At 64.9% G+C, this 26,165-nt stretch carries 21 protein-coding genes, 1 tRNA gene and 5 pseudogenes; 13 read left to right on the forward strand and 14 right to left on the reverse strand.

Going from position 1 to position 26,165, the window contains the following annotated elements; genetic code table 11:
- The first annotated feature begins 23 nt into the window (after positions 1-23).
- The 8 genes from pstS (ACCQ09_RS13565) (at position 24) to rnt (ending at position 7,275) form a co-directional block, all read left to right on the forward strand.
- Complete coding sequence (pstS, locus tag ACCQ09_RS13565) at positions 24-1,043, forward strand: phosphate ABC transporter substrate-binding protein PstS (RefSeq protein ID WP_228428254.1); 1,020 nt, start codon at positions 24-26, stop codon at positions 1,041-1,043.
- A 177-nt stretch (positions 1,044-1,220) separates the two neighbouring features.
- Complete coding sequence (gene pstS / locus ACCQ09_RS13570) at positions 1,221-2,312, forward strand: phosphate ABC transporter substrate-binding protein PstS (protein ID WP_011036712.1); 1,092 nt, start codon at positions 1,221-1,223, stop codon at positions 2,310-2,312.
- Between the two features lie 112 nt (positions 2,313-2,424).
- Positions 2,425-3,399, forward strand: coding sequence for a phosphate ABC transporter permease subunit PstC (gene pstC / locus ACCQ09_RS13575; RefSeq protein ID WP_011036711.1), 975 nt, complete (start codon positions 2,425-2,427; stop codon positions 3,397-3,399).
- Positions 3,399-4,262 carry a phosphate ABC transporter permease PstA gene (gene pstA, locus ACCQ09_RS13580; protein WP_011036710.1) on the forward strand — a complete coding sequence of 288 codons (864 nt, stop codon included), beginning with the start codon at positions 3,399-3,401 and terminating at the stop codon, positions 4,260-4,262. Before pstC ends, pstA begins: the two co-directional genes overlap by 1 nt.
- A 22-nt stretch (positions 4,263-4,284) precedes the next feature.
- Entirely contained in the window at positions 4,285-5,115 is an 831-nt protein-coding gene (pstB, locus tag ACCQ09_RS13585; protein WP_011036709.1) for a phosphate ABC transporter ATP-binding protein PstB, read from the forward strand.
- Between the two features lie 120 nt (positions 5,116-5,235).
- Positions 5,236-5,946 carry a phosphate signaling complex protein PhoU gene (gene phoU / locus ACCQ09_RS13590; protein ID WP_011036708.1) on the forward strand — a complete coding sequence of 237 codons (711 nt, stop codon included), beginning with the start codon at positions 5,236-5,238 and terminating at the stop codon, positions 5,944-5,946.
- 134 nt (positions 5,947-6,080) lie between these two features.
- Positions 6,081-6,485, forward strand: coding sequence for an RcnB family protein (locus ACCQ09_RS13595; protein ID WP_012438695.1), 405 nt, complete (start codon positions 6,081-6,083; stop codon positions 6,483-6,485).
- A 139-nt stretch (positions 6,486-6,624) separates the two neighbouring features.
- Complete coding sequence (gene rnt, locus ACCQ09_RS13600) at positions 6,625-7,275, forward strand: ribonuclease T (RefSeq protein ID WP_011036706.1); 651 nt, start codon at positions 6,625-6,627, stop codon at positions 7,273-7,275.
- A 206-nt stretch (positions 7,276-7,481) separates the two neighbouring features.
- Here rnt and ACCQ09_RS13605 read toward each other — a convergent pair whose 3' ends face one another.
- From ACCQ09_RS13605 to ACCQ09_RS13615, 3 genes are all read right to left on the reverse strand, one after another.
- Positions 7,482-10,514 (reverse strand): ligand-binding sensor domain-containing diguanylate cyclase, encoded by a 3,033-nt coding sequence (locus ACCQ09_RS13605; RefSeq protein WP_040941497.1) that lies wholly within the window; start codon positions 10,512-10,514, stop codon positions 7,482-7,484.
- Between the two features lie 247 nt (positions 10,515-10,761).
- Positions 10,762-11,511 carry a 23S rRNA (guanosine(2251)-2'-O)-methyltransferase RlmB gene (gene rlmB / locus ACCQ09_RS13610; protein WP_011036704.1) on the reverse strand — a complete coding sequence of 250 codons (750 nt, stop codon included), beginning with the start codon at positions 11,509-11,511 and terminating at the stop codon, positions 10,762-10,764.
- 316 nt (positions 11,512-11,827) lie between these two features.
- Entirely contained in the window at positions 11,828-12,298 is a 471-nt protein-coding gene (locus tag ACCQ09_RS13615; protein WP_040941499.1) for a GFA family protein, read from the reverse strand.
- A gap of 68 nt (positions 12,299-12,366) precedes the next feature.
- Here ACCQ09_RS13615 and ACCQ09_RS13620 point away from each other — a divergent pair.
- Positions 12,367-13,165 (forward strand): IS5 family transposase gene (locus tag ACCQ09_RS13620; protein ID WP_100101148.1). Its coding sequence is split into 2 segments (ribosomal slippage): positions 12,367-12,638 and positions 12,637-13,165, totalling 801 coding nucleotides; the frame shifts between segments, so codons are not numbered across the junction.
- 111 nt (positions 13,166-13,276) lie between these two features.
- Here the strand turns inward: ACCQ09_RS13620 and rnr are convergent.
- Entirely contained in the window at positions 13,277-15,802 is a 2,526-nt protein-coding gene (gene rnr, locus ACCQ09_RS13625) for a ribonuclease R (protein WP_040941500.1), read from the reverse strand.
- A 121-nt stretch (positions 15,803-15,923) separates the two neighbouring features.
- Here rnr and ACCQ09_RS13630 point away from each other — a divergent pair.
- Positions 15,924-16,010: transfer RNA gene (locus ACCQ09_RS13630), tRNA-Leu, on the forward strand.
- A 552-nt stretch (positions 16,011-16,562) separates the two neighbouring features.
- On the opposite strand, the gene ACCQ09_RS13635 is transcribed toward ACCQ09_RS13630, so the two are convergent.
- The 10 genes and pseudogenes from ACCQ09_RS13635 to ACCQ09_RS13680 all read right to left on the reverse strand — a co-directional run bounded on the left by ACCQ09_RS13635 (position 16,563) and on the right by ACCQ09_RS13680 (position 20,885).
- Positions 16,563-18,086, reverse strand: a complete 1,524-nt coding sequence (locus ACCQ09_RS13635) for a platelet-activating factor acetylhydrolase IB subunit (RefSeq protein WP_227971796.1) — start codon at positions 18,084-18,086, stop codon at positions 16,563-16,565.
- Positions 18,087-18,624: 538 nt separating this feature from the next.
- Positions 18,625-18,711, reverse strand: a pseudogene (locus ACCQ09_RS13640) (acyl-CoA dehydrogenase family protein); the annotation flags it as partial.
- A gap of 52 nt (positions 18,712-18,763) precedes the next feature.
- Positions 18,764-18,874: an acyl-CoA dehydrogenase family protein gene (locus tag ACCQ09_RS13645; RefSeq protein ID WP_012438704.1), complete on the reverse strand. Its 111-nt coding sequence runs from the start codon at positions 18,872-18,874 to the stop codon at positions 18,764-18,766.
- Positions 18,875-18,902: 28 nt separating this feature from the next.
- Positions 18,903-18,989: pseudogene (locus ACCQ09_RS13650) on the reverse strand (acyl-CoA dehydrogenase family protein); the annotation flags it as partial.
- Positions 18,990-19,041: 52 nt separating this feature from the next.
- Positions 19,042-19,128 (reverse strand): annotated as a pseudogene (locus tag ACCQ09_RS13655) (acyl-CoA dehydrogenase family protein); the annotation flags it as partial.
- 52 nt (positions 19,129-19,180) lie between these two features.
- The gene (locus tag ACCQ09_RS13660) at positions 19,181-19,291 is read right to left on the reverse strand and encodes an acyl-CoA dehydrogenase family protein (protein WP_012438704.1); all 111 of its coding nucleotides are present in this window, start codon (positions 19,289-19,291) and stop codon (positions 19,181-19,183) included.
- A gap of 28 nt (positions 19,292-19,319) precedes the next feature.
- A pseudogene (locus ACCQ09_RS13665) lies at positions 19,320-19,406 on the reverse strand (acyl-CoA dehydrogenase family protein); the annotation flags it as partial.
- Positions 19,407-19,458: 52 nt separating this feature from the next.
- Positions 19,459-19,569 carry an acyl-CoA dehydrogenase family protein gene (locus ACCQ09_RS13670; RefSeq protein WP_011269903.1) on the reverse strand — a complete coding sequence of 37 codons (111 nt, stop codon included), beginning with the start codon at positions 19,567-19,569 and terminating at the stop codon, positions 19,459-19,461.
- Between the two features lie 28 nt (positions 19,570-19,597).
- Positions 19,598-19,684 (reverse strand): annotated as a pseudogene (locus tag ACCQ09_RS13675) (acyl-CoA dehydrogenase family protein); the annotation flags it as partial.
- A 52-nt stretch (positions 19,685-19,736) separates the two neighbouring features.
- On the reverse strand, positions 19,737-20,885 hold the full coding sequence (locus ACCQ09_RS13680; protein WP_012438705.1) for an acyl-CoA dehydrogenase family protein: 1,149 nt from the start codon (positions 20,883-20,885) through the stop codon (positions 19,737-19,739).
- 123 nt (positions 20,886-21,008) lie between these two features.
- Here ACCQ09_RS13680 and ACCQ09_RS13685 point away from each other — a divergent pair, with 123 nt between their 5' ends.
- The 3 genes from ACCQ09_RS13685 to metH all read left to right on the forward strand — a co-directional run bounded on the left by ACCQ09_RS13685 (position 21,009) and on the right by metH (position 25,979).
- Complete coding sequence (locus tag ACCQ09_RS13685) at positions 21,009-22,004, forward strand: ArsR/SmtB family transcription factor (RefSeq protein WP_040941503.1); 996 nt, start codon at positions 21,009-21,011, stop codon at positions 22,002-22,004.
- Positions 22,001-23,140 carry a homocysteine S-methyltransferase family protein gene (locus ACCQ09_RS13690; RefSeq protein WP_012438707.1) on the forward strand — a complete coding sequence of 380 codons (1,140 nt, stop codon included), beginning with the start codon at positions 22,001-22,003 and terminating at the stop codon, positions 23,138-23,140. Before ACCQ09_RS13685 ends, ACCQ09_RS13690 begins: the two co-directional genes overlap by 4 nt.
- 82 nt (positions 23,141-23,222) lie before the next feature.
- Positions 23,223-25,979 (forward strand): methionine synthase, encoded by a 2,757-nt coding sequence (gene metH, locus ACCQ09_RS13695; protein WP_040941504.1) that lies wholly within the window; start codon positions 23,223-23,225, stop codon positions 25,977-25,979.
- The last annotated feature ends 186 nt before the right edge of the window (positions 25,980-26,165 follow it).

Genomic DNA, 26,165 nt, shown 5'->3' on the forward strand with positions numbered 1-26,165 from the left:
CTATCGCTACAAGGAGCTGTTCCGTGATCTCTTCCATCAAATCCCGTCTGGCTGTCGGCGTGCTCGCTGCCGCACTGGCCATGGGCGCCCAGGCTGCCGATGTCACCGGCGCCGGCGCATCGTTCATTTACCCGGTCATGTCGAAGTGGTCGGCCGACTACAACACCGCCACCAAGAAGCAGGTCAACTATCAGTCGATCGGCTCCGGTGGCGGCATTGCGCAGATCAAGGCCGCCAGCGTGGATTTCGGTTCTTCCGATGCCCCGCTCAAGCCCGAAGAGTTGGCTGCCGCCGGACTGGCGCAGTTTCCCTCGGTGATCGGCGGCGTGGCGCCGGTGATCAACGTGCCGGGCATCGCTGCCGGTGCGGTCAAGCTGGACGGCAAGACCCTGGGCGATATCTTCCTGGGCAAGGTCACCACCTGGAACGATGCGGCCATCGTTGCGCTGAACCCGGGCGTGAAGCTGCCCGACAGCAAGATCACCGTGGTGCATCGCTCCGACGGTTCGGGCACCAGCTTCAACTTCACCAACTACCTGTCCAAGGTCAATCCGGACTGGAAGAGCAAGGTCGGCGAAGGCACGGCGGTGCAGTGGCCGACCGGCATTGGCGGCAAGGGCAACGAAGGCGTGGCCGCCTACGTGAAGCAGATCAAGGGCGGCATCGGCTATGTCGAGCTGTCGTACGCGCTGCAGAACAAGATGGCCTACACCGCGATGAAGAATGCGGCCGGCAAGTTCGTGCAGCCGTCCGATGAGACCTTCGCTGCGGCCGCCAACAGTGCCGACTGGGGCAGCAGCAAGGACTTCTACCTGGTGATGACCAATGCCGCCGGCGACAACGCCTGGCCGATCACCGCCACCAATTTCATCCTGGTGCAGAAGAAGCCGAAGAATCCGGCCGGCCTGAAGAACACCCTGGAGTTCTTCCGCTGGGTCTACAGCAAGGGCGATGCGCAGGCCAAGGCGCTGGACTACGTGCCGCTGCCGGACACGCTGGTCAGCCAGATCGAAGCCTACTGGGCCAAGACCCTGCCCCGCTAAGTGCACAGGACCGACGCCGTCTCTCTCCCCGGCGTCCGGACCGGGACGCGGACTTTCGGGTCCGCGTCTTTTTTTGTGATGCCAGTGCCCGGATGGCGCTGTCATGCACGTGTAACAAAAACATCATTTCATAGCTGCGTCTGCCGGACACCCGGCCAATCCTGCCTCGGAGCCACCATGAAACTGCAGTCGGCCAGCCTGACCGCCCTGTCCCTCACCATCGCCCTTGCCCTGGCGGCCTGCTCGCCCGGCAAGGACGCGCAGTCCGGCGATCCCGCACAAGGCGGTGCCAACGCAGGCGCGGCGGCCGGCGAGAGCAAGAGTGCGGAGATCGCCGGCGCCGGTGCGTCCTTCATCTACCCGCTGGTGTCCAAGTGGTCGGCCGACTACAACGCCGCCACCGGCAACAAGGTCAATTACCAGTCGATCGGTTCGGGCGGCGGCATTGCGCAGATCAAGGCCGGCACCGTGGATTTCGGCTCCTCCGACAAGCCGCTCGATAGCGCCGAGCTGCAGCAGGCCGGCCTGGGCCAGTTCCCCTCGGCCATCGGCGGCGTGGTGCCGGTGGTGAACATCGAAGGCATGGCGCCCGGCAAGCTGCGCCTGACCGGCGCCCTGCTCGGCGACATCTTCCTGGGCAAGGTCACCATGTGGAACGACGCGGCGATTGCTGCGGCCAACCCGGGCGTGACCCTGCCGGCGACCAAGATCAACCTGGTGCATCGCTCCGACGGTTCGGGCACCACATTCAACTTCTCCAACTACCTGTCCAAGGTCAGCCCGGAGTGGAAGACCAAGGTCGGCGAAGGCACCTCGGTGCAGTGGCCGGGCGGCGTGGGCGGCAAGGGCAACGAAGGCGTGGCCTCCTACGTGCAGCAGATCAAGGGCTCGATCGGCTATGTCGAACTGGCCTACGCGCTGCAGAACAAGATGCCGTACGCGTCGATGCAGAACGCTGCCGGCCAGTGGGTGGAGCCGAACGCTGAAAGCTTCGGCGCCGCAGCGGCCAGCGCCGACTGGACCAATGCCAAGGACTTCAACCTGGTGATCACCAATGCACCGGGCGAGAAGGCCTGGCCGATCACCGCGACCAACTTCATGCTGATGCACAAGCAGCCCAAGGACGCGGCCCGCAGCAAGGCCACGCTGGACTTCTTCAAGTGGGCACTGGAAAACGGCCAGGCCCAGGCCAGCGAACTGCATTACGTGCCGCTGCCGCCGGAGCTGGTGAAGCAGATCGAAGCCTACTGGGGCAGCGAGTTCAAGTGATGTTCGCCTCCCGCCGCTGTGGCGGGTTGCGCTGCGACGCGGTGCCTGAGGGCGCCGCGTCGATCCTGCTATCTCACGCTCCCGCGATTGCGCGGGTGACGAGCCCAATCGAATGAATGCCACCGCCATTCCCGAAGCGATGACCGCACCGCGCGGCCGCGATCTGCGCGATGCGCGTGCCGATCGCCTGTTCAAACTGGCATTGGCGGCAACCGTCGTCTTCGTCCTGCTGGCCCTGGGCAGCGCTGCGCTGTCGATGTTGTGGGGCGGACGCCACGCGCTGCAGATGCAAGGCCTGAGCTTCTTCTATTCCGCCGACTGGAATCCGGTCGAGAACAAATACGGTGCGCTGGCACCGATCTACGGCACCTTGGTCACTGCGCTGATCGCGATGGTGATTGCAGTGCCGGTGAGTTTCGGCATCGCCTTCTTCCTCACCGAAGTGGCGCCGCGCTGGTTGCGCGGCCCGGTCGGCACGGCAATCGAGTTGCTGGCCGGCATTCCTTCGATCATCTACGGCATGTGGGGCCTGTTCGTGCTGGTGCCGGTGATGACCGAGCACGTGACGCCATGGCTCAACGACAACCTGGGCACGCTGCCGCTGATCGGCAAGTTGTTTCAGGGCCCGCCGCTGGGCATCGGCCTGCTGACCGCCGGCTTTGTGCTGGCGATCATGGTGATCCCGTTTATTTCCTCGGTGATGCGCGAAGTGTTCCTGACAGTGCCGACGCGCCTTAAGGAATCGGCGTACGCATTGGGATCGACCAAGTGGGAAGTCAGCTGGGACATCGTGCTGCCCTACACGCGGTCTGCAGTGATTGGCGGCGTATTCCTGGGCTTGGGCCGCGCACTGGGTGAAACCATGGCGGTGGCCTTCGTGGTCGGCAACACGGTGCGGCTGTCGCCGTCGCTGCTGGAACCAGGCACCACCATTGCGGCATTGATCGCCAACGATTTCGGTGAGGCAACCGAAACCTATCGCTCCGCGCTGCTGTTGCTGGGCTTCGTGTTGTTCATCGTGACCTTCATCGTGCTGGCCATTGCGCGCTTCATGCTGATGCAGCTGTCGCGTCGGGAGGGCAACTGATGTCGTCGGTCTCGCAACACCTCTACACGCGGCGCCGCATCACCAATGTGGTGGCGCTGCTGCTGTCCTGCGTCACGGCGTTGTTCGGCCTGTTCTTCCTCGGCTGGATCCTGTGGACGTTGCTGTCCAAGGGCGTGCCCGGCATCGACGTCAACCTGTTTACCAAGATGACCCCGCCGCCGATGCAGGAAGGCGGCTTGCTCAATGCCTTCTTCGGCAGCGCGGTGATGTGTGGCCTGGCAATCGCGATCGGCACGCCGCTGGGCGTGGCGGCCGGTACCTGGCTGGCCGAATACGGCAATGCGCGCAAGACCGGCGTGGTGGTGCGCTTCGTCAACGACATCCTGTTGTCGGCACCGTCCATTGTGCTGGGCCTGTTCGTGTACACGCTGTACGTGATGCAGACCGGCGGGCGCTTCTCCGCGTTCGCCGGTGCGCTGTCGCTGGCCTTCATCGTGCTGCCGGTGGTGGTGCGCACCACCGACGAAATGCTGCGCCTGGTGCCTTCGCAAATGCGCGAAGCGGCGCTGTCGCTGGGCATTCCGCATTGGAAGGTGACCGTGCAGGTGCTGTATCGCAGCGCGTCTGCCGGCATCGTCACCGGCGTGCTGCTGGCGCTGGCGCGCATCAGCGGCGAAACCGCACCACTGCTGTTCACCGCCTTCGGCAACCAGTACTGGAACAGCAACATCTTCCAGCCGATGGCCAGCGTGCCAGTAATCATGAACCAGTTTGCCGGCAGCCCGTATGAGTCGTGGCAGACCCTGGCCTGGTCGGGTGCACTGGTACTGACCGTGTTCGTCTTGTTGGTGAGCCTGGGCGCACGTGCGCTGCTGTTGCGTAACAAGATTTCCAATGACTGACCTTTCTTTCCGGACGCCCGACATGAACGATCTCCAAAACGCCAAGCCGATGCATCGCATCGCTGTTCCGGCCGCCAAGGGGGCGCCGACGGCGCAGGCGCCGGTGAAGGTGGCCGCACGCAATCTGGACTTCTATTACGACAAGTACCACGCGCTCAAGGGCATCAATATCGAAATCCCGGAAAAGCGCGTCACCGCGCTGATCGGGCCATCCGGTTGCGGCAAGTCCACGCTGCTGCGCATCTTCAACCGCATCTATGCGCTGTACCCGAAGCTGGAAGCGCGTGGCGAAGTGCTGCTGGATGGCGAAAATATCCTCTCGCCGAAATATCCGATGAACCGCCTGCGCAGCAAGGTCGGCATGGTGTTCCAGAAGCCGGTGCCATTTCCGATGACCATCTTCGAGAACGTGGCCTACGGCATCCGTCACCACGAGAAACTGTCCAAGGCCGACATGCAGAACCGCGTCGAGCACGCGCTGCGCCAGGGCGCGCTATGGGACGAGGTCAAGGACAAGCTTGGCCAAAGCGCACTGGGTCTGTCCGGTGGCCAGCAGCAGCGCCTGTGTATCGCGCGTGCGGTGGCGCTGCGGCCGGACGTGCTATTGCTGGACGAACCGACCTCCGCGCTGGATCCGATTTCCACCAGCCGTATCGAGCAGCTGGTGGAAGAACTCAAGCGCGATTACACCATCGTGATCGTGACCCACAACATGCAGCAGGCCGCGCGCGTGTCCGATTACACCGCCTTCATGTATCTGGGCGACCTGATCGAACACGATCGCACCGAAACCATTTTCTCGCAGCCGTCCAAGCAGCAGACCGAGGACTACATCACCGGCCGCTTCGGCTGATGTAGGCCTGCCGTATCACCGCATTGAAGCAGCTCCGCCACCCCGCCGCGTGCGACGCCACCTGCATGCGCATGCCTGGGCAGGGACGGACATCCACCACTGCCACGAATCGAGAACACGATGAACCAGCACCTCAACGACCACATCGTCAAAAGCTACGACGAGGAGCAGCACCGTCTTGTCGCCGAAATCGTGCGCATGGGTGATACCGCAGTGGCGCAGCTGGAAGCGGCGCTGGATGTGGTGGAACGCCGTGATGACAATGCCGCGCACCGTATCGTGGTCAACGACGAAGCCATCGACGCGCTGGAACATGCGATCAGCCACGACGTGATGCGGCTGGCATTGCGCGGGCCGATGGCGCGCGACCTGCGCGAGATCCTGGCCGGCCTGCGGATTCCTGCAGATATCGAGCGCATCGGCGATTACGCCGCCAACGTGGCCAAGCGCTCGATCGCACTCAATTCCGCGCCGCCGCTGCCGCAGACGGTGGGCTTGCGTGCACTCGGCCAGATGGCGGCCGATGCGGTACGCGAAGCCGTACAGGCCTACCGCAACAAGGACGCCGAGGCGGCCATCCGTGTGCGCGACGAAGATGCACGCCTGGACGCGCAGTACACCGCGTTGTTCCGCGAGTTGCTCACCTACATGATGGAAGACCCGCGCAATATCACCCCGTGCACACATCTGCTGTTCATGGCCAAGAACCTGGAACGGATCGGCGACCACGCCACCAACATCGCCGAGAACGTCTGGTTCCTGGTGCATGGCGAGCAGCCGCTGCCGCCGCGACTGAAGCGCGACGAGACCAGCACTACCGGCGTCATCTGAGGCCAGCGCCTGCCCTAGCGGCGCTGCGGATGACCGGGAGATCGCCCGCAAAGCCTCATTTAATTACGTATTCATCTTTAGACTCCTAGGGTGAAATCACACAGGCAGTCCCTGTGACCTCAGGAGTCGCGCAGATGAAACGCATCATTGGTTACTTCATGGCCCTGTCGCTGCTGGCGTCTGGCGGCGCGCTTGCCGCACCTCAGCAGCACGACAACCGCGGCCACGACGACAATCGCAACCGGTCTGCACAACGCCATGACGACCGTGGCCCTGACCGTCACGACGACCGCCACGATGATCACCGCGACGACCACCGCAATGCGCGCGCCAACGACCACCGCAACAATCGCCACGGCCCGCCCTACCGCCGCGGCGAACGGCTGGCACCGGACCATCGCGGCAACCGCGTGGCCGGCTACCGCAAGCATCATCTGAACACGCCGCCGCGTGGCCACGAGTGGCGCCGTGTGGACAACACCTACGTGTTGATCGCGGTTGCGACCGGCCTGATTGCCAGCGTGGTCGCCGGCCGCTGATATCTGCGCCCCGCAGCTGACGTCAGCAGGCCCGATCCGTGCAAGCACAGGTCGGGCCTTTTCGTGTCTGGCCGTCTTTCTCATGCGCACGGACGGCGGCTGTGCGACCGATCGGGCCGGCCATGCGACCTGCTAGGCTATGCCGATGAACGAACCGGTCGACCTGCAACCCTCCCCCTCCCTGCTACCCATGTCGCGGCGTTTTCGCGGCTATCTGCCGGTGGTGGTGGACGTGGAAACCGGCGGGTTCGACTGGAACAAGCACGCGTTGCTGGAAATCGCCTGCGTGCCGATCGAGATGGACGCGCAGGGGCATTTCTTCCCGGGCGAAACCGCCAGTGCGCATCTGGTGCCGGCGCCGGGGCTGGAGATCGATCCGAAGTCGCTGGAGATCACCGGCATCGTGCTCGACCATCCGTTCCGTTTCGCCAAGCAGGAAAAGGACGCGCTGGACCATGTGTTCGCACCGGTGCGCGCAGCGGTCAAGAAGTACGGCTGCCAGCGCGCGATCCTGGTGGGCCACAACGCGCATTTCGATCTGAATTTCCTCAACGCCGCAGTTGCCCGCGTTGGCCACAAGCGCAACCCCTTCCATCCGTTCAGCGTGTTCGACACGGTGACCCTGGCCGGCGTGGCATACGGCCAGACCGTGTTGGCGCGCGCCGCCCAGGCCGCCGGCCTGGACTGGAACAGCGCCGATGCGCACAGCGCGGTGTACGACACCGAACAGACCGCGCGCCTGTTCTGCAAGATTGCCAACGCGTGGCCGGGGCCAGCCAGCGCGGGGTGAGTGGGTGGGGATTGGGCAGTCGGGATTGGGCAGTCGGGATTGGGGATTCGCAAAAGCGGCGTTCCCGGCTTCTGAGACGACGTTGGTCGGCGACACCGTTGCATACGACGCGATCAAATCCCACGCCGTTTGTTGTAACCAGCAAAGCGCCAAACAGCGCGCTCTTGCGAATCCCCAATCCCCAATCCCCAATCCCCAATCCCGTCCTAACCAATACAGATCCGGTCGCGCCCGGCGCTCTTGGCTTCGTAGAGCGCATGGTCGGCACGTTGCATCAGCGATGAACCCGACTCTTCCTCGCCCAGTTCGGCCAGTCCCGCACTGAAGGTCACCTGCAGGCCTTCCACGCCGCCCCAGTCGTGCCGTGCATGAAACTGCGCGCGGATGCGCAGGCACAAGGCGTGCGCCTGCTCAAGCGTGGTGTCGCTGAGCAGCAGCGCAAATTCCTCACCACCCAGGCGCGCGGGCAGGTCCGAGGCACGCGCCGCCGCCGTGAGCAGCACGCCCACGTCATGCAGCACCGCATCGCCGCTGGCATGCGAATACTGGTCGTTGATGCGTTTGAAATGATCTATGTCCAGAATCGCCAGCACCAGCGGCCGTCCACTGCGGCGGGCCCGGCTTAAATCACGTGCCAGCGCCTCGTCGAAATGCCGCCGGTTCGGCAAGCCGGTCAACGCATCTTCGTGGGCCTGGCGTTCGAACGCATCGGACTTGATGCGCAAACGCGTGAGCAGCTCGCTCTTTTCCTGGTTGGCCTGCAATAGCCGTTGCGCCTGCCGCTGCAGGTCTTCGGTGCGCTTGCGCACCAGTTCGGCCAGCCGCGCGTTGTGGGTCTTGTAGCGCCGCAACAGAAAGCGATACAGCAACGCAAGCAACAGCAGCGCGCCCAGCGCGCCGGCCAGCCGCACGTCCTGGCGTTGCCACCACAGCGGCAGCACCTCGAACGCCCAGACCGCTTCGTGCGGGCTCCAGGCACCGCCCGGGTGGCGCGCGGCCACGCGCAAGCTGTAACGCCCCGGCGGCAGGCCAATGAATTCCACGCTGCGCTGCCGGCCGCGCTCGATCCAGGTGTTGTCCAGACCATCCAGGCGCGTGCGGTATTCGATACGTTCGGGCAGCAGGAAGCTCATGCCGACATAAGACACCGTCAGCCGCTGCCCGCCCGGCAGCTTGGTCTGCTGCCGCCATGGCACCGGCCGGCCGCCCTGCTGCACGTTTTCGATCAACGGCGGCGGCGCGGGCCGTTCGCGGAAGCGCTGCAGGCGTGCCGGGTCCACGGTGCTCACGCCGCCGGCAGTCACCACCCACACGCTGCCATCGGCACGTTCGATCATGCTCGGGCCAGAGCTGCCATTGGCCTGCGCGTTGCCCATGCCATCGATTTCGCCGTAGCGTTCGATGCCGAGCCGGCCGCGCCCCTCGGCCACTGCATTGAGTGTGTTGAGTTCAGTTCGCAGCACGCCGCGGTTGCTGCTGATCCAGGCATTGCCCAGGCGATCGGCGACCAGCTGGAACACGGTGTCCACCGGCATGCCCTGCTCCAGCCCCACGCGTGCCAGCGCGCCACGACGTGCCCGGTACAGCCCACGATCGGTGGAAATCCAGACATCTTCGCCAACGCGCTGGAATCCGAACACGCTGCGCGCACCGCCCAGCCGCTCCAGCGGCAGCTGCTGCAGCACACCGTCACGGACCACGGCCGCGCCATCGACCGAACCGATCCACAGTGCACCATCGATGCTGGCGAGCGCAGTCACCACACCATCGGGCAGGCCGGTGATGGCCAGCGGCGCACGCCGCCCATCGACCAGATGTACTACGCCACGTTGGGTCGCCAGCCAGACGGTGTCGGCATCGTCGATCACGATTGCGCGAATGTGCCCGTTGGGAATGCCGTCGGTCTCACCGAAGTGGCGCAGCACACGCCCGTTGCGCAGCACAAACACGCCATCGGCGTAGGTGCCCACCCACAGGTCGCCGCGCCGATCCAGCGCCAGGCTGAGCACCGACAGCCGCCGCCCGGACGGTGTGGCCACCGGCACCGGCACGATGCGGCCGTCGGGCAGCAGGCGGTCCAGGCCTGCGGTGGTGGCCACCCACAGGCTGCCGTCGCGGTCTTCCAGCAGCGCGCGCGCGTAGTCGCCACTGAGCCCGTCGCGCTGGCTGTAGCTGCTGAACAAGGTTTCGCGCAGGCGGAACAGCCCACCGTTGGCGCCCACCCAGATGCTGCCTTCGGCATCCTCGCGCAGGCTGACGATGCGCCCGGTGGGCAGCGCACGGCCAGCCTCCAGATGCTCCACGCCGTGGCTGCCGATGCGCAGCAGGCCCTGGCTCTCGCTGCCCAGCCACAGGTCGCCATGGCGATCCTGCAGCATCGCAGTGAAGTGGCCCTGCCCCGGCACGTGGTGCACCAGCTGCGCACGTTCGCCCTGCAGGCGATACAACTGCTCGCCGGCCACTACCCACACCGTGCCGTCCGGTGCCCGATACGGCCAGGCCAGACCCGGCGGCAGGCCGAACGCTGCGGGTGCGCGATGCATGCGGCCATCCGGCTCGCGGTAGATCAGGCCATCCAAGGTGCCGATCAGCAGCCGGCCCCGGCCGTCGAACACCATCCGCGGGAAGCTGCTTTGCAACGGCACGCCGGCCTGCGGCGGGAAATAGTCGAAGCGGCCATCCGGCCACAGGCAGCCCAGGCCATGGCCTTCGAACAACAGCCACATCCGGCCATCGGCATCCATGGTCATGCCGTGGATCAGCGCCTGTGGCCAATCGGCACGGCGCGGCCACTGCCGCCAGTGACCATCGGCACCGTGGCGCACCAGATTGCCGCGTGCATCACTCAGCCACAGGGCGTCGTCGTGATCCACGTACAGCGCGCCGACGCCGTTGTCGGGCAGGCCGGGCCGCGTGCTGCGATCGATGACGGTGAATTCCAGGCCGTTGTAGCGGACCAGGCCCTCCCATGTGGCGAACCACAGGTAGCCATCGGCGGTCTGGGCGATGTCGCGCAGCGAGTTATGCGGCAGTCCGTTGCGCGAACTCCAGCTGTCGATGGCGTAGTCGCGCAGGCGTGCGCTCGTGCCCGGGGCCGCGTGTGCTGCAAGCGAGCACATCCACAACAGCGCGCACACGCAGGCCGCGAGCCAGCATTCCCACTGCCCCCACCCTCGTGTCGACGCCGTTGCGCCATCCCCACTATCGCCCGCGCTGCGAGCGCCCACCCCAAGCTTCATCACCCACACGACACGCCGTTCGCTGCGGATATGGTAGGCAAAAACGCGCGGCAGTGCCGCTGTCGCGATGCCAGGGCTTGGTGTAATGGGCTTGCCGGTGCGTGGACGAGCCCAGCGCACCGCGCGATGCGCTGCAATTGCGCAGGAGTGTGGCGTTGCCGGTATGCCGCCGATGGGCGATGCGCGCTTATAGTCGTTGCCGCAGTGCCCGGCCCCCGCGCACTGCGGCGCCGGCGCGCCGCATGACTCAGGCGCCCAGGCGCTGGCGCACGGCCTCGAACAAGGTCACGCCGGTGGCCACCGAGACATTGAGGCTTTCGATGTCGCCGGGCATCGGGATCTTGACCAGGCCATCGCAATGCTCGCGGGTGAGCCGACGCAAGCCATCACCCTCGCCGCCCAGAACCAGGCCGACATTGCCGCGCAGGTCCACGCTGTATAGCGAAGCCTCCGCTTCGCCGGCCAGGCCATACAGCCATACGCCCTGCTTCTGCAGATCGCGCAGGCAGCGCGCCAGGTTGGTCACCGCCACCACCGGGATGCGGTCGGCCGCGCCGGCCGAGGTCTTACGCACGGTGGCGTTGACCGTGGCGGACTTGTCCTTGGGAATCACCACCGCGGTGACGCCGGCAGCAGCGGCGCTACGCAGGCAGGCCCCCAGGTTGTGCGGGTCCTGCACGCCGTCCAGGATCAGCACAAGCGCGCGCCCTTGCGCAGCCTCCACCAGGCCTTCCAGTTCGTTCTCGGCCCAGAGTCGCGCCGCAGCGTAGCGCGCAGCCACGCCCTGATGGCGCACCTGCCCACCTACGCCGTCCAGCGCCTGGGTGTTGACGCGGCGCACGTCGATGCCCTTGCGGCGCGCCTGTTCTTCGATCTCGGTCAGGCGCGGGTTCTTGCTACCGGCCTCGATCAGGACCTCGCGCACGTTGTCGGCGTCGTTCTCGACGGACGAGGCGACAGCGTTGACGCCGACGATCCACTGGTTCTGCTTGCTCATTGCGCGGGCATACGAAGAAATGAGGGGGAATGGTAGGGCCTGCGGCCTGCTACGTCACGGCCGGGGCATGGATCGCCTGATAAAGCAGGTAGAGGCATTGCAACACTGGTGCTGGCACCTGCGGGAGTCATGCGCCGCTGGCCGCCGCGCGCATGCCGCAACGGCAGCCGTGCACCGGACTGTTTGCGCGCGACGTGAACCGCTGTGGACAAGCGCTTGAACGCTTGTCGCGCCGACGTCAGCAACAAACCGCAGTGCACCGACATCAGCCTGATTGACCACAGCGAGGACCTGCCAGGCGAGGCCCCATCGCTGCTTACACCGGCCACCGCTCGGTGTCGTGATCCGGATGCTGATGCGATACGAGCGCAGCCTGGAATGCCAATGCCGCCGCGTCATCCTCGCTCGGGCGTGTCGGCAGCTGCGTCAGGGTATCGACGAACGGCACCTTGCGCTCCAACCCGTACTGAATATGTGGGGGCAACCGCTCTGGCGTATCGAATGCACCAGCGGCAATCGCCACGCCATCGGGTGCTTCATAGGTCAACGGCGTGCCGCACTCGGCGCAAAAACCGCGCTGCACCAGCGTCGACGACGCGAAGCGCTTGGGCTCACCGCGGGTCCAGCGGAACGCGGCGCCACGCACCGACACCAGCGGCGCGTAATACGCTCCAAACGCTTTCTGACACATGCGGCAGTGACAGATGGATGCGTGGTCCAGCACGCCGCGCACATGAAAGCGCACCGCACCGCATTGGCAGCCACCGCTGTATTCGGATGCGCTCATCGTTTGCCTCGCAGATCGGCGTGTTAGAACCTGTTCACGATCTTTCCTGATCAGTGCAGACTATGCGGATGCGCCAAAAGATCTATCCGAGTGACATGAGCCGGGAGCAGTTCGAACACGTGCTGCCGATCCTGGAACAAGCGCGTAAGCGCACCAAGCCACGCCGTGTGGATATGTATGAGGTGTGGTGCGCAGTGTTGTACGTGCTGCGAACCGGTTGCCAATGGCGAGCGCTCCCCAGCGACTTTCCGAAGTGGCGGACCGTGCACTCGTACTTTGCCAAGTGGAGCGAGTGCGACGATGAGGGAGTGAGCCTGCTGGAGCAGGCACTTAAAAAATCAGGTTGGCGTGGCCCGCGCCAGACAGGAGCGCAACGCCTGCACCAGGTTCTTGATCGTGGACGCGCAGAGCGTAAAGAACACGGACACAGCAGGGCAAAAGGGATATGACGCGGGCAAGAAGGTGTCGGGCATCAAGCGGCATATCGCTGTTGATACTCAGGGATTGCCCCATGCAATCGCGGTGACGACGGCGGAGGTGACCGACCGCAAAGGTGCGCTGCAGGCGTTGGAGCGCTGCCAGTCAAATTTGACGCATGTACAAAGCTTACTGTGCGACAGCGGTTACACCGGCGTACGGTTTGCCGACGGCGTGCGAGAGATTTTAGGCGAGCAGCTCACGGTGCAGATTGCCAAGCGCAGCGAACTGCACACCTTCAAGGTCATGCCCAAGCGATGGATCGTCGAGCGTAGTTTTGCTTGGCTGGAGAAGAACCGAAGGCTATGGAAGAACTGCGAGCGCAAACTCAACACCAGCCTGCAGTTCATCCATTTGGCCTTCTTGGCGCTATTACTCAGAAGATCGTGAACAGGTTCTTAGGCAAGCCACCGCGTCATCACGGCGCGGTGGCACTCACTCCGCACTTTCCGGCTCAGCAGTGCGGGCCGCCATGCCGGCCACCCGCACTACCGCGCAGCATCAATACGGCTTTTTCTTGCGCCTGGCCGGCTTCTCACGCGGCGGCAGCGGTGCTTCTGCAGGCGCACCATCTTCGGCCAGACGGAAGTCGATCTTGCGTTCTTCCATGCTCGCCTTGAGCACCAACACGCGTACCGGGTCGCCCAGACGGAATTCGCGACCGCGGCGTTCGCCGGTCATCGTCTTGCGGATCGGATCGAACTGGTAGTAGTCCTGCGGCAGCTGGGTGACGTGCACCAGGCCGTTGACCTTGGATTGGGTCAATTCCACGAACAAGCCGAAGCTGGTCACACCGCTGATCACGCCGTCGAACTGGCCGCCGACATGCTTTTCCATCCAGGCGGCGCGATAACGCTCGTCCACTTCGCGCTCGGCCTCGTCGGCACGCCGGCCACGCTCGGAACACTGCAGCGACAACGCGGCCATCTGGCGCGGGGTGTAGATGTATTTTTCCGGGCTGGCGCCGGTCAGCGCGTGCTTGATCGCACGGTGCACCAGCAGATCGGGATAACGGCGGATCGGCGAGGTGAAGTGCGCGTACGCCTCCAGTGCCAGACCGAAGTGACCGTTGTTTTCCGGCGAATACACCGCCAGGCTCTGGCTGCGCAGCAGCACCGATTCCAGCAGCGCGGCATCCGGACGCGCACGCACCTTCTTCAGCAACTTGGTGTAGTCACCTGGGCGCACCTTGCTCCATGCCGGCAGGCTCAGCTGGAATTCCTTGAGGAACTCCAGCAAGTCTTCGAACTTGCTCTCCGGCGGCCGCTCATGCACGCGGTACGGCGCAGGCACATGCATGCTCAACAGATAACGCGCTGACTCGACGTTGGCGGCGATCATGCATTCCTCGATCAGCTTGTGCGCGTCGTTACGCACCAGCATGCCGGCCTGGGTGACCTCGCCGGTATTGTCGAGCACGAAGCGCACTTCGGAGGTTTCGAATTCGATCGCGCCGCGATGCGTGCGCGCCTTCGACAACACGTTGTACAGCTGATGCAGACGCTGCACCTGCGGCAACAACGGGCCGATAAACGCCTTGGTATCGGCATCGTCTTCGCCAACCGCCTTCCAGACCTGGTTGTAGGTCAGGCGCGCGTGCGAATTCATCACCGCTTCGTAGAAACGCGAGCCGGTCACTTCGCCATCGCGTCCCACCTGCATATCGCAGACGAAACACATGCGGTCGACCTTGGGCATCAGCGAACAGATGCCGTTGGACAAGGTCTCCGGCAGCATCGGCACCACGAACCCGGGGAAATACACCGAGGTGGCGCGCTTTTGCGCTTCATCGTCCAGCGGCGTGCCGGGACGCACATAGTTGGAGACGTCGGCGATCGCCACCACCAGACGGAAACCGTCTGCATTGGGCTCGCAATACACCGCGTCGTCGAAATCCTTGGCGTCTTCGCCATCGATGGTGACCAGCGGCATCTGCCGCAGATCCACGCGCCCGCCGATCATCTGCGGCTCGACCACCAACGGCACCGCCGCGGCTTCGTCGAGCACTTCCTGCGGGAATTCATGCGGCAGCTCGTGGCCATGGATGGCCATTTCCACCACCAGCGACGGCGTCAGCTTGTCGCCCAGCACCGCGATGATCTTGCCGATCGCCGGGCGGCGCGCGTCCGGCGGTGCGATCAGCTCGCACACCACCAGCTGGCCTTCGCGGGCCTCGCCGATGCCGTCCGGGGCAATCTGCACATTGCGCTGCACGCGCTTGTCGTCGGGGTCGACGTACGCCACGCCGTGCTCGTAGAAGAAGCGCCCGATCATGCGCGACATGCGCCGTTCCAGCACACGCGCGATGGCGCCTTCGCGGCGACCACGGCGGTCGATGCCGGTCACGTTGGCCAGTGCGCGATCACCGTGCATGACCTTGCGCATTTCGAACGGCGGCAGGAACAGATCGTCGCCACCTTCGTCCGGCTTGAGGAACCCGAAGCCTTCCGGATTGGCGATCACCACGCCGGCAATCAGGCTGGTCTGCTGCACCGGCGCGTAGCCGCCACGGCGGTTCTGCACCAACTGCGCTTCGCGCACCATCGCGGCCAGGCGCTTGCCCAGCGCATCGATGCGATCGCTCAAGCCCAGCTGTTCGGCAATCTCTTCGGCAGTCTGCGGGCCGTCGCAATCTTCCAGCAACTGCAGGATGGCTTCACGGCTGGCAATCGGCTCGGCGTAGCGCAGCGCTTCGCGGTCGGCGTGCGGGTCCTTGAATCCGGCATCCGCGACAGCCTGGACGGGGTCTTTCTGGAATCGTTCCGGCGGCGGCGCAGGCGGGCCGCTCTTGCGAGGATGCGGTGCGCGGGGCGCAGCAGGCTCGACGGGAGATGCCGGCTGGTCGGACGACGCCTTTGCCGCAGCGCGCTTGTTGGCAGATTTGGTGGACGCACCTGCCGCAGCGCGGACCAGGAAGTCCGGCATCCAGCCCGGCAGTTTCTGTTGCTCGGCGGTGCTGGACTCGCCCGGGCTGGCGGATTTGCGGCGGCTGGGCCGGTCGGAATCGGGGGTATTTTTCTTTGTCATTACCCTAATGGTACCCCTTGCGGTCCTGACGTGGGCGGCAATGCCAGCCAGGCCCTTGGCAATTGCTCCACATCACCCGTTGACAAGCCCGCCAGGAGTCTGCAAAATTCGCGGCTCACCTGCCCAGGTGGCGGAATTGGTAGACGCACTAGCTTCAGGTGCTAGCGGGGGTAACTTCGTGGAGGTTCGAGTCCTCTTCTGGGCACCAGTTTAAAAAGACCTCCGAGCGATCGGGGGTCTTCTGGTTTCTGGGGCCAGGTTTTTTTCGGGCAGGTGCCGCGACGTGGGCACTGCACGCTGTGCGAGTTCGGTGATGCAGGCCTTGCCTCAGAGGCGCGCGGCTGCGCTCGGCTTGTGGCGAAAGTGCCTAACCAGGCCTGTTGTGTTCCTGCTCGATGCGTTGGCGCTTGCGCGCTCGATGCAGGCAGCCTCAGCCTGCTCTGTTTATTGCATGGCCGTGCAGTTCAACGGACTCTGACAAGCACGGCAACTGCGTGGTTTCTGCCCTGCCCCACGGCTTGCTTGCTTCCAGCCTTTCCGAACGAGCTCATGTGCGCACCGCGCGCAGACGTGGCGTTCCGTCGCAAGGCTCGACCATCAGAGCTATAGAAGTCAGGTTGTAAGCCATAGCGATTGGCGTCGACGGAACCGAACGCGCCACGCGCCAGCTGCGACGCAACAGCAACTCGACCCACCTCATCGCAACCGCATCGCAGCGACGATCACAGGCGCAGGCGACGCCACCCCTGGATACCGCAGCTCAAGGCGCGGCAGTAATGCCTGCCGCGCGCAGGGCTTGTGCCCAGATCCGATAGCCGGCCTCGCTGGGGTGGGTACCGTCGGGCATCAGCGCCTCGGGCAAGGCGCCGTCGGGTTGCAGCATTTGCGGCCCGATATCCACCAGCTGCACCGCCGGGTCACCGACAAAGCGCGCAGCAAGCAGGCGGTTGGTTTCGGCGATCGGCGCTCGCTGCGGGCTGTCGGGGTGATGGCCGCGGGGCATGATCGCCATCAGGATCAACTTGCTGTTGGGCAGGCGCTGGCGCACTTCGGCAACTACGGCTTCCACCCCCTGCGCGGTCTCGGCGGGTGTACTGGCGCGCGATTGCGCGGTGCCGGTGAGATTGTTGGTGCCGATATGCAGCACCACCCAGCGCGGATCCAGCCCATCGAGTTCGCCCTGGCGAATGCGCCACAGCACGTTCTGGGTGCGGTCCCAGCCAAAGCCCAGATTCAACACCGGCCGCTTGCCGTACAGCCAGGCCCAGGACGCCGGCCCGCTGACGCGCGTGGCCTGCGGCGGGCCGGCCCAGAAATGCGTGATCGAATCACCGATCATCACCACCTCCGGCTTGAGGCTGCGTGCGGTGGCCAGTGCGGCGTGGTGGCGCGCGTACCAGTCGTAGGAGTCCTGCTCCAGCCAATCGACCGGGATCAGCGAGGTTGCCACGTCGCGGCCGAGCTCGGCGACCGGCTTGACCGGCGGCTCGCCCAGCAGCTTCGCCAGGGTCGGCTCGATGGCCTCCGCCAGCATGCGCTGGCCCTGCGTGTCCGGATGCAGCGCACCGGCCGGCGGGCGGAAGCGGGTGTCGTAGAACAGCTCGGTGCGCAGCGCGCCGTCGCGCAGGAAGATCGATCCCACATCCAGGTAGGTCACGCGCGGATTGTCGCCATAACGCACCGCCAGGGCCTGGTTGACCTGCGCGTCGCGGCGCGACTTTTCGGCCGAGACCGCACTTGGCAGCACACCCAGCAACAGGATGTGCGTGCGCGGCAGCTTCTGTTCGATCGCCGCGACCACCGCATCAATGCCCAGCTGGGTCTGCTCGGCGGTGTGCTGCAGGTGCCCGGTGTTGTTGGTGCCGATCAACACCACGGCCACCTTGGGATGCAGGCCGTCCACTTCACCGTTGGCCAGGCGCCACAGCACGTGCTCGGTGCCATCGCCGCTGAAGCCTAAGTTGAGCGCACCACGGCTGCCGTAAAAGGTCTGCCAGGTGGGCTGGAAATTCTCGTCGGGCGCCTGGGCCTTGTCGTAGTTCTGGGTGATCGAATCGCCGATCAGCAGCAGCGGCGTGTCGGCGTGTTGCTTTACCTGCTCCAGCACCTGCGCATGCCGCTGCGCCCACCAGGGCTCCTGCAGCCGGTCGGTCGGCACGATCGACGATGGCGGCGTCTGTGCAGTGGCCGCAGTGCAGACCAGCAACAGCCCACAGCACACCAGCGCGGGCGCAATGGCAGACAGCGAAAGGCGGGAAACCACCGCGTGCAAAGACCGGAACATGCGCGCACCAGAGATGGGAGATGCGGCGATTGTGGTCTGCGCGCGCGGCGTACGACAAGGGTGTACGCAGCGAGGCTGCGGTTTGGCGCTGCTGTGGTGGTGGCTCGGCGCCTGACGCCGTGCAGGCTGAGCAGCCTAGACATCGTAGGAGCGCGCTTGTGCGCGAGGTGGCGTTCTCGGTAACGCCTCATCGCGCGCAAGCGCGCTCCTACGAGGCGGGGTATCGCAACCGGATACGCCGCGATACCGGCAACGCCATCACGCGCCTGATCCCGATAGGCATGTGACTCATCAGATGTGGCACGTGGTCTTGGCTCGGCTGCCGAAACGGCTCAAGCCTAAATGCAGGCTTGCAAGCCCAGACGTTGTAGGAGCGCGCTTGCGCGCGATGTGGCGTTATCGGTAACGCCTCATCGCGCGCGAGCGCGCTCCTACGAGGCGGTGGGTCGCCATCTGATACACCACGATTCCAGCAAACTATTACGTGCCTGATGTGGATAGGCCTCGACCGGTGGCACGTGACGAAACGCGGCCGACCTCAGCGCAGCCCGGTTTCGCCGCGCGCGATCACCAGGCGTTGAATCTCCGAGGTGCCTTCGTAGATCTCGGTGATCTTGGCATCGCGGAGAGCGTTCCAGCGTTGCCGCACCCGCGGCAGCGCTGGAACGCGGCCGACCTCAGCACAGCCCGGTTTCGCCGCGCGCGATCACCAGGTGTTGAATCTCCGAGGTGCCTTCGTAGATCTCGGTGATCTTGGCATCGCGGAGAGCGTTCCAGCGTTGCCGCACACGCGGCAGCGCTGGAGCGCGGCCGACCTCAGCGCAGGCCGGTTTCGCCCCGCGCGATCACCAGGCGTTGAATCTCCGAGGTGCCTTCGTAGATCTCGGTGATCTTGGCATCGCGGAGAGCGTTCCAGCGTTGCCGCACACGCGGCAGCGCTGGAGCGCGGCCGACCTCAGCGCAGGCCGGTTTCGCCCCGCGCGATCACCAGGCGTTGAATCTCCGAGGTGCCTTCGTAGATCTCGGTGATCTTGGCATCGCGGAGAGCGTTCCAGCGTTGCCGCACACGCGGCAGCGCTGGAGCGCGGCCGACCTCAGCACAGCCCGGTTTCGCCGCGCGCGATCACCAGGTGTTGAATCTCCGAGGTGCCTTCGTAGATCTCGGTGATCTTGGCATCACGGAGAGCGTTCCAGCGTTGCCGCACCCGCGGCAGCGCTGGAGCGCGGCCGACCTCAGCGCAGCCCGGTTTCGCCGCGCGCGATCACCAGGCGTTGAATCTCCGAGGTGCCTTCGTAGATCTCGGTGATCTTGGCATCGCGGAGAGCGTTCCAGCGTTGCCGCACACGCGGCAGCGCTGGAGCGCGGCCGACCTCAGCGCAGGCCGGTTTCGCCCCGCGCGATCACCAGGCGTTGAATCTCCGAGGTGCCTTCGTAGATCTCGGTGATCTTGGCATCGCGGAGAGCGTTCCAGCGTTGCCGCACACGCGGCAGCGCTGGAGCGCGGCCGACCTCAGCGCAGGCCGGTTTCGCCCCGCGCGATCACCAGGCGTTGAATCTCCGAGGTGCCTTCGTAGATCTCGGTGATCTTGGCATCACGGAGAGCGTTCCAGCGTTGCCGCACACGCGGCAGCGCTGGAGCGCGGCCGACCTCAGCGCAGGCCGGTTTCGCCCCGCGCGATCACCAGGCGTTGAATCTCCGAGGTGCCTTCGTAGATCTCGGTGATCTTGGCATCGCGGAAGTAGCGCTCCAGCGGCATCTCCTTGGAATAGCCCATGCCGCCGTGGATTTGCACGGCCTGATGGGTGATCCACATCGCCGCTTCCGAGGCGGTGAGCTTGGCCACCGCTGCTTCGGTGCCGAACTTCTGGCCCTGCCCCTTGAGCCAGGCCGCGCGCAAGGTGAGCAGCAAGGCTGCGTCGAGCTTGCACTTCATGTCGGCGATCTTGGCCTGGGTCATCTGGAAGGTGCCGATCGCCGCGCCAAACGCCTTGCGCTCCTTCACATAGGCCAGCGTGGCCTCATAGGCCGCGCGCGCAATGCCCACTGCCTGGGAGGCAATGCCGATCCGGCCTGCATCGAGCACGCTCATCGCAGTCTTGAAGCCCTCGCCTTCCGCGCCCAGCACCTCGTCCGGCTGCGCTACGTAATCGGCGAACTCAATCTCGCAGGTGGCCGAGGCGCGGATGCCGAGCTTGGGCTCGGTCTTGCCGCGATGGAAGCCGGCGCGCGCCGTATCAACCATGAAAGCAGTAATGCCGCGCGAGCCCTTGTCCGGCTCGGTCACCGCGAACAACACGATGTACTTGGCCACCGGGCCGGAGGTGATCCAGCTCTTCTTGCCATTGATGACGAAGCTGCCATCGCCCTGCTTGATCGCACGGCAACGCATGGCCGAGGCATCCGAGCCGGACTGCGGTTCGGTCAGCGCAAATGCGCCGATGTGCGTGCCTTCGGCGATTGCGCGCACGTACAGCTGCTTCTGCGCCTCGGTGCCGTTCTTCAGGATGCCGGTGCAGAACAGCGAATTGTTGACCGACATGATGGTGGAGTGCGCGCCATCGGCGGCGGCAATCTCGATCATCGCCAGCGCATAGCTGATCGGGTCCATGCCGGCGCCGCCGTACTCGGCCGGCACCTCGATGCCCATCAGGCCGTTCTCGCCCAGCAACTGGATGTTCTCCAGCGGAAACTCGCCGCTGCGGTCGAACTGCTCGGCGCTGGGGGCGATCTTTTCCTGCGCGATCCGGCGGGCCACGTCCTGGATCATCAGTTGTTCTTCGGTAAAGCTGAAATCCACGTTCGACCCCTCCCGGGTATTGGCTGAGCGGCCATTGTAGCCACAACCATTCGCATGCGTATGTAGTTGACCCCACACCCCGCCCGGCCGAAAATATCTCCATATCGCGATATAGAGATATTCATGGATCTGGAAGACTGGTCGGCCCGCCTGAAAGTGTTTGCCGACGCCACCCGGGTACGCCTGCTGGCCTTGCTGGAACAGGAAGAACTCACCGTGGCCGAGCTGTCGGCCATCACCCGCCTCGCCCAGCCGCGCGTGTCCACCCATCTGGCCAAGCTCAAGGAGGCCGGCTTGGTGCGCGACCGCCGCGCCGGCGTGTCGGCCTACTACCGGTTTGACGAAGTGTCACTGGACCCGGCCCAGCGTGCGCTGTGGCTGGCGCTGAGCACCGGCAGCGACGACCCGCTGCTGCGCCAGGACGCCGAGCGCGTGGCTGCCGTGCTCGCCAACCGCGCCGCCGACCAGAACTGGGCCGATTCGGTGGCCGGCGACATGGAGCGGCATTACTCCCCGGGGCGCACCTGGGAAGCGCTGGCACGCACCGCGCTGCCGCTGCTGGAAACCGGCGACGTGCTCGATATCGCCTCCGGCGATGGCGTACTCGCCGAGCTGGTGGCGCCGCACGCCACCCGCTACATCTGCATCGACACCAGCGCACGCGTGGTCGCTGCGGCCAGCGAGCGCCTGCGCAAGCTGCGCAATGTGGAAGTGCGCGAAGGCGACATGCATGCACTGCCCTTCCCCGATGCCAGCTTCGACCTGGTGGTGCTGATGCACGCACTCACTTATGCAGCCAAGCCCGCGCAGGCGGTGGCCGAGTCGGCGCGCGTACTGCGCCCCGGCGGCCGGCTGTTGCTGTGCAGCCTGGCCAAGCACGAGCACCGCGCAGCGGTGCAGGCCTACGGCCACGTCAACCTGGGCTTTGCAGCGAAGGAATTGCGCAAGTTCGTAGAGAAAGCCGGCCTGGACGTGTCCAACCTGGAGTCAGTGACGCGCGAAAAGCGTCCACCGCATTTCGAAGTGATCTCGTTGATTGCGATGAAGCCGGGAATCGGGAATCGGGAGTCGGGATTGGTTGAAGGCAAGAGCAACGCGTCGCGGAGAGCCAACGCATGACACACCTACCAATCCCCAGTGCCGAATCCTCCATCCCGTTTTCGCTGCCATGGCTGCACCCGGAGCGCGCCGCCAAGCTCACCGCGGCGCTGCGCGAGCGCATCCTCATCATCGACGGTGCGATGGGCACCATGATCCAGCGTCACGATCTGCAGGAATCCGATTACCGCGGCACGCGGTTTGCCGAGGGGTACGACAGCGCGCAAGGGCACGTGCACGGCGCCGGCTGCGATCACGCGCCGCAAGGGCATGACCTGAAGGGCAACAACGATCTGCTGCTGCTGTCCAGCCCGGAGATCATCGCCGGCATTCATCGCGCCTACCTGGATGCCGGTGCAGATCTGCTGGAAACCAATACCTTCAACGCCACCTCGGTCAGTCAGGCCGACTATCACCTCGAACATCTGGTGTACGAGTTGAACAAGGCCGGTGCCCAGGTCGCACGCGCCTGTTGCGATGCCGTCGAAGCGCTGACACCGCAGAAGCCGCGCTTTGTGATCGGCGTGCTCGGCCCCACCAGCCGCACCGCATCGATCAGCCCGGACGTCAACGACCCCGGTTACCGCAATACCAGCTTCGATGCGCTGCGCGAAACCTATCGCGAAGCCATCGACGGCCTGATCGATGGCGGCGCCGATACCTTGATGGTGGAAACCATCTTCGACACCCTCAACGCCAAGGCTGCGTTGTATGCGATTGAAGAAGTGTTCGAAGCGCGTGGCGGCCGCCTGCCGGTGATGATCTCCGGCACCATCACCGATGCCTCCGGGCGCACGCTGTCCGGGCAGACCGCCGAAGCGTTCTACGCCTCGGTCGCACACGGCAAGCCGTTGTCGGTGGGCCTGAACTGCGCGCTGGGCGCCAAGGAGTTGCGCCCGCACGTGGAGACGCTCTCGCAGATCGCCGATGCCTACGTCAGCGCGCATCCCAATGCCGGGCTGCCCAATGCGTTCGGCGAATACGACGAGACGCCGGCAGAAATGGCCGAAACGCTGCGCGAGTTCGCCAAATCCGGCCTGCTCAACCTGGTAGGCGGTTGCTGCGGCACCACGCCGGACCATATCCGTGCGATTGCCGAGGCCGTGGCCGACCTGCCGCCGCGCCAGCTGCCCAACGCGCTGGAGCAAGCCGCATGATGCATGCCTGCGCGCGCCGTCTTCGTTGCCGGCCTGACACACACGCGTGCTCTGGCCGACCCGTCACCTTGCAGATGCCCGCATGAACGCACAGCCCCGCTACACCCGTCTGTCCGGCCTGGAACCGCTGGTCATCACTCCAGACCTGTTGTTCGTCAACGTGGGCGAGCGCACCAACGTCACCGGCAGCGCGCAGTTCCGCAAGCTGATCAAGGAAGAGCGCTACGAGGAAGCGGTGGAGGTGGCGCGCCAACAGGTCGCCAACGGTGCGCAGATTCTCGACGTCAACATGGACGAGGGCCTGATCGATTCCGAGAAGGCGATGACGCGCTTTCTCAACCTGATCATGTCCGAGCCGGATATCGCGCGCATTCCGGTGATGGTGGATTCGTCCAAATGGACCGTGATCGAAGCGGGCCTGAAGTGCCTGCAGGGCAAGAGCATCGTCAACTCGATCTCGCTGAAGGAAGGCGAAGCGGTGTTCATCGAACAGGCGCGCAAGGTGCTGCGCTACGGTGCCGCCGCGGTGGTGATGGCGTTCGATGAAGTGGGCCAGGCCGACACCTGCGCGCGCAAGGTGGAGATCTGCACACGCGCCTACAAGGTGCTGACTGAAAAAGTGGGCTTTCCGCCGGAAGACATCATCTTCGACCCGAACATCTTTGCGGTGGCCACCGGCATCGAGGAGCACGACAACTACGCGGTGGACTTCATCGAGGCCACGCGCGAGATCAAACGCACCCTGCCGCATTGCCATATCTCCGGCGGCGTCTCCAATGTGTCGTTCTCGTTCCGCGGCAATGAAAGCGTGCGTCAGGCGATCCACTCGGTGTTCCTGTTCCATGCAATCAAGGCCGGCATGGACATGGGCATCGTCAACGCTGGCGGCATGCCGATCTACGATGAGCTCGACCCGGAGCTGCGCGAGCGCGTGGAGGATGTGATCCTCAACCGCCGCAAGGATGGCACCGAGCGACTGCTGGAAATCGCCGAGCGCTACAAGGGCACCAAGGGCGCCGCCAGGACAGAAGATCTGGCCTGGCGCGAAAAACCCGTGCGTGCACGCCTGGCGCATGCGCTGGTGCACGGCATCGATGCGTTCGTGGAAACCGACACCGAAGAAGCCCGGCAACTCTCCACGCGCCCGCTGGACGTGATCGAAGGGCCGTTAATGGATGGCATGAACGTGGTCGGCGATCTGTTCGGCGCCGGCAAGATGTTCCTCCCGCAGGTGGTCAAATCCGCACGTGTCATGAAAAAGGCCGTGGCCTATCTGCTGCCCTTCATCGAGGCGGAAAAACTGCGCACCGGCGATGTCGGCAAGTCCAACGGCAAGATCATCATGGCCACGGTCAAGGGTGACGTGCATGACATCGGCAAGAACATCGTCGGCGTGGTGCTGGCGTGCAACAACTTCGATGTGGTCGACCTGGGCGTGATGGTCAGCGCGCAGGTCATCCTGGATCGTGCGCGCGAAGAAAACGCAGACCTGATCGGGCTATCGGGCCTGATCACGCCCTCGCTGGAAGAGATGTCGCACGTGGCGCGCGAGATGCAACGGCAGGGCTTCGAGATTCCGCTCTTGATCGGTGGCGCCACCACTTCGCGTGCGCACACGGCGCTGAAGATCGACCCGCATTACACCGCGCCGACCGTGTGGGTGAAGGATGCCTCGCGCGCGGTGGGTGTGGCGCAATCGCTGATCTCGCGCGATCTGCGCCAGGCCTTCGTCGCCGCCAACGATGCCGATTATGCCGAGATCCGCGCGCGTCATCGCAACCGTGGCGATGCCAAGCGGCTGGTGTCGCTGGAAAAGGCACGCGCGCAAAAGTTCGATGGCGGCTGGGACAGCTACACGCCCCCCGCGCCGCGCCAGCCCGGCATGCACGTGTTCGACGACTACCCGCTGGACGAGCTGATCGAGCTGATCGACTGGACCCCGTTCTTCCAGGCCTGGGAACTGGCCGGCAAGTTCCCGGCCATCCTCAGCGACGAGATCGTCGGCCCCCAGGCCAGCGAGCTGTATCGCGACGCCCGGCGCATGCTCAAGCGCATCGTCGAAGAGAAATGGCTGACCGCCAAAGCCGTCTTCGGCCTGTGGCCGGCGAACAGTGTGGGCGATGATGTTGAAGTGGTCCTGACGGACCACAGGGATTCGGCAGTCGGGATTGGGGAGTCGCAACAGCCCAGCCAATCCCGAATTACCAATCCCGAATCTCGGCATTTATTGCATTTTTTGCGCCAGCAAGTCGACAAACCCGTCGACCGCCCGGACTTCTGTCTGGCCGACTTCGTCGCGCCCAAGAGCAGCGGCAAGCAGGACTGGATTGGTGCGTTCGCGGTCACCGCCGGGATCGGCATCGACCCGCATGTGGCGCGTTTCGAAGCGGCCCACGACGACTACAACTCCATTCTGCTCAAGGCGTTGGCCGATCGCCTGGCCGAGGCCTTGGCCGAACGCCTGCATCAGCGCGTCCGCACCGAATTCTGGGGCTATATCGCCGATGAGACGCTGGACAACGAGGCGTTGATTGCAGAGCGCTATCAAGGTATCCGCCCGGCGCCCGGTTATCCGGCCTGCCCGGAGCACAGCGAAAAACGCACCTTGTTCCATCTGTTGCATGCCGAGCGCAACGCGGCGATGTCGCTGACCGAAAGCTTCGCCATGCTGCCCACCGCGGCCGTGTCGGGCTACTACTTCAGCCACCCCAAGAGCCAGTATTTCGTGGTGGGGCGCCTGGGCAAAGAACAGGTTGCCGACTACGCCAAGCGCAAGGGCATCACGCTGGCGCTGGCCGAACGCTGGTTGGCATCGAATCTGGATTACGACCCGGAGTGAGGGCAGCTGATCTGCCGCCTGGCTGCAGGGCCCCTGCCCGCCCCCATCACGGGACACGCTGCAAGGACGTCCTTGTAAGCGCTTACGCGGCATCCATGCCGCGTAAGTCCCGCGACGGTGGGCGGACAAGGACCAATCGCGATGGGCGGTGTGCATGGTTTTCAACAAAGCAACCAGAACACTCTC

Origin of the sequence: Xanthomonas sp. NCPPB 2586 (assembly GCF_041475775.2) — a bacterium.
GTDB classification, from domain to species: Bacteria; Pseudomonadota; Gammaproteobacteria; order Xanthomonadales; family Xanthomonadaceae; genus Xanthomonas; species Xanthomonas campestris.

What these genes read in the sequence shown, in the direction of transcription:
- pstS (WP_011036712.1), top strand. Translation starts at nt 1,221, where the DNA reads ATGAAACTGCAGTCGGCCAGCCTGACCGCCCTGTCCCTCACCATCGCC.
- pstC (WP_011036711.1), top strand. Translation starts at nt 2,425, where the DNA reads ATGAATGCCACCGCCATTCCCGAAGCGATGACCGCACCGCGCGGCCGC.
- pstA (WP_011036710.1), top strand. Translation starts at nt 3,399, where the DNA reads ATGTCGTCGGTCTCGCAACACCTCTACACGCGGCGCCGCATCACCAAT.
- pstB (WP_011036709.1), top strand. Translation starts at nt 4,285, where the DNA reads ATGAACGATCTCCAAAACGCCAAGCCGATGCATCGCATCGCTGTTCCG.
- phoU (WP_011036708.1), top strand. Translation starts at nt 5,236, where the DNA reads ATGAACCAGCACCTCAACGACCACATCGTCAAAAGCTACGACGAGGAG.
- ACCQ09_RS13595 (WP_012438695.1), top strand. Translation starts at nt 6,081, where the DNA reads ATGAAACGCATCATTGGTTACTTCATGGCCCTGTCGCTGCTGGCGTCT.
- rnt (WP_011036706.1), top strand. Translation starts at nt 6,625, where the DNA reads ATGCCGATGAACGAACCGGTCGACCTGCAACCCTCCCCCTCCCTGCTA.
- ACCQ09_RS13605 (WP_040941497.1), bottom strand. Translation starts at nt 10,514, where the DNA reads ATGAAGCTTGGGGTGGGCGCTCGCAGCGCGGGCGATAGTGGGGATGGC.
- rlmB (WP_011036704.1), bottom strand. Translation starts at nt 11,511, where the DNA reads ATGAGCAAGCAGAACCAGTGGATCGTCGGCGTCAACGCTGTCGCCTCG.
- ACCQ09_RS13615 (WP_040941499.1), bottom strand. Translation starts at nt 12,298, where the DNA reads ATGAGCGCATCCGAATACAGCGGTGGCTGCCAATGCGGTGCGGTGCGC.
- rnr (WP_040941500.1), bottom strand. Translation starts at nt 15,802, where the DNA reads ATGACAAAGAAAAATACCCCCGATTCCGACCGGCCCAGCCGCCGCAAA.
- ACCQ09_RS13635 (WP_227971796.1), bottom strand. Translation starts at nt 18,086, where the DNA reads ATGTTCCGGTCTTTGCACGCGGTGGTTTCCCGCCTTTCGCTGTCTGCC.
- ACCQ09_RS13685 (WP_040941503.1), top strand. Translation starts at nt 21,009, where the DNA reads ATGGATCTGGAAGACTGGTCGGCCCGCCTGAAAGTGTTTGCCGACGCC.
- ACCQ09_RS13690 (WP_012438707.1), top strand. Translation starts at nt 22,001, where the DNA reads ATGACACACCTACCAATCCCCAGTGCCGAATCCTCCATCCCGTTTTCG.
- metH (WP_040941504.1), top strand. Translation starts at nt 23,223, where the DNA reads ATGAACGCACAGCCCCGCTACACCCGTCTGTCCGGCCTGGAACCGCTG.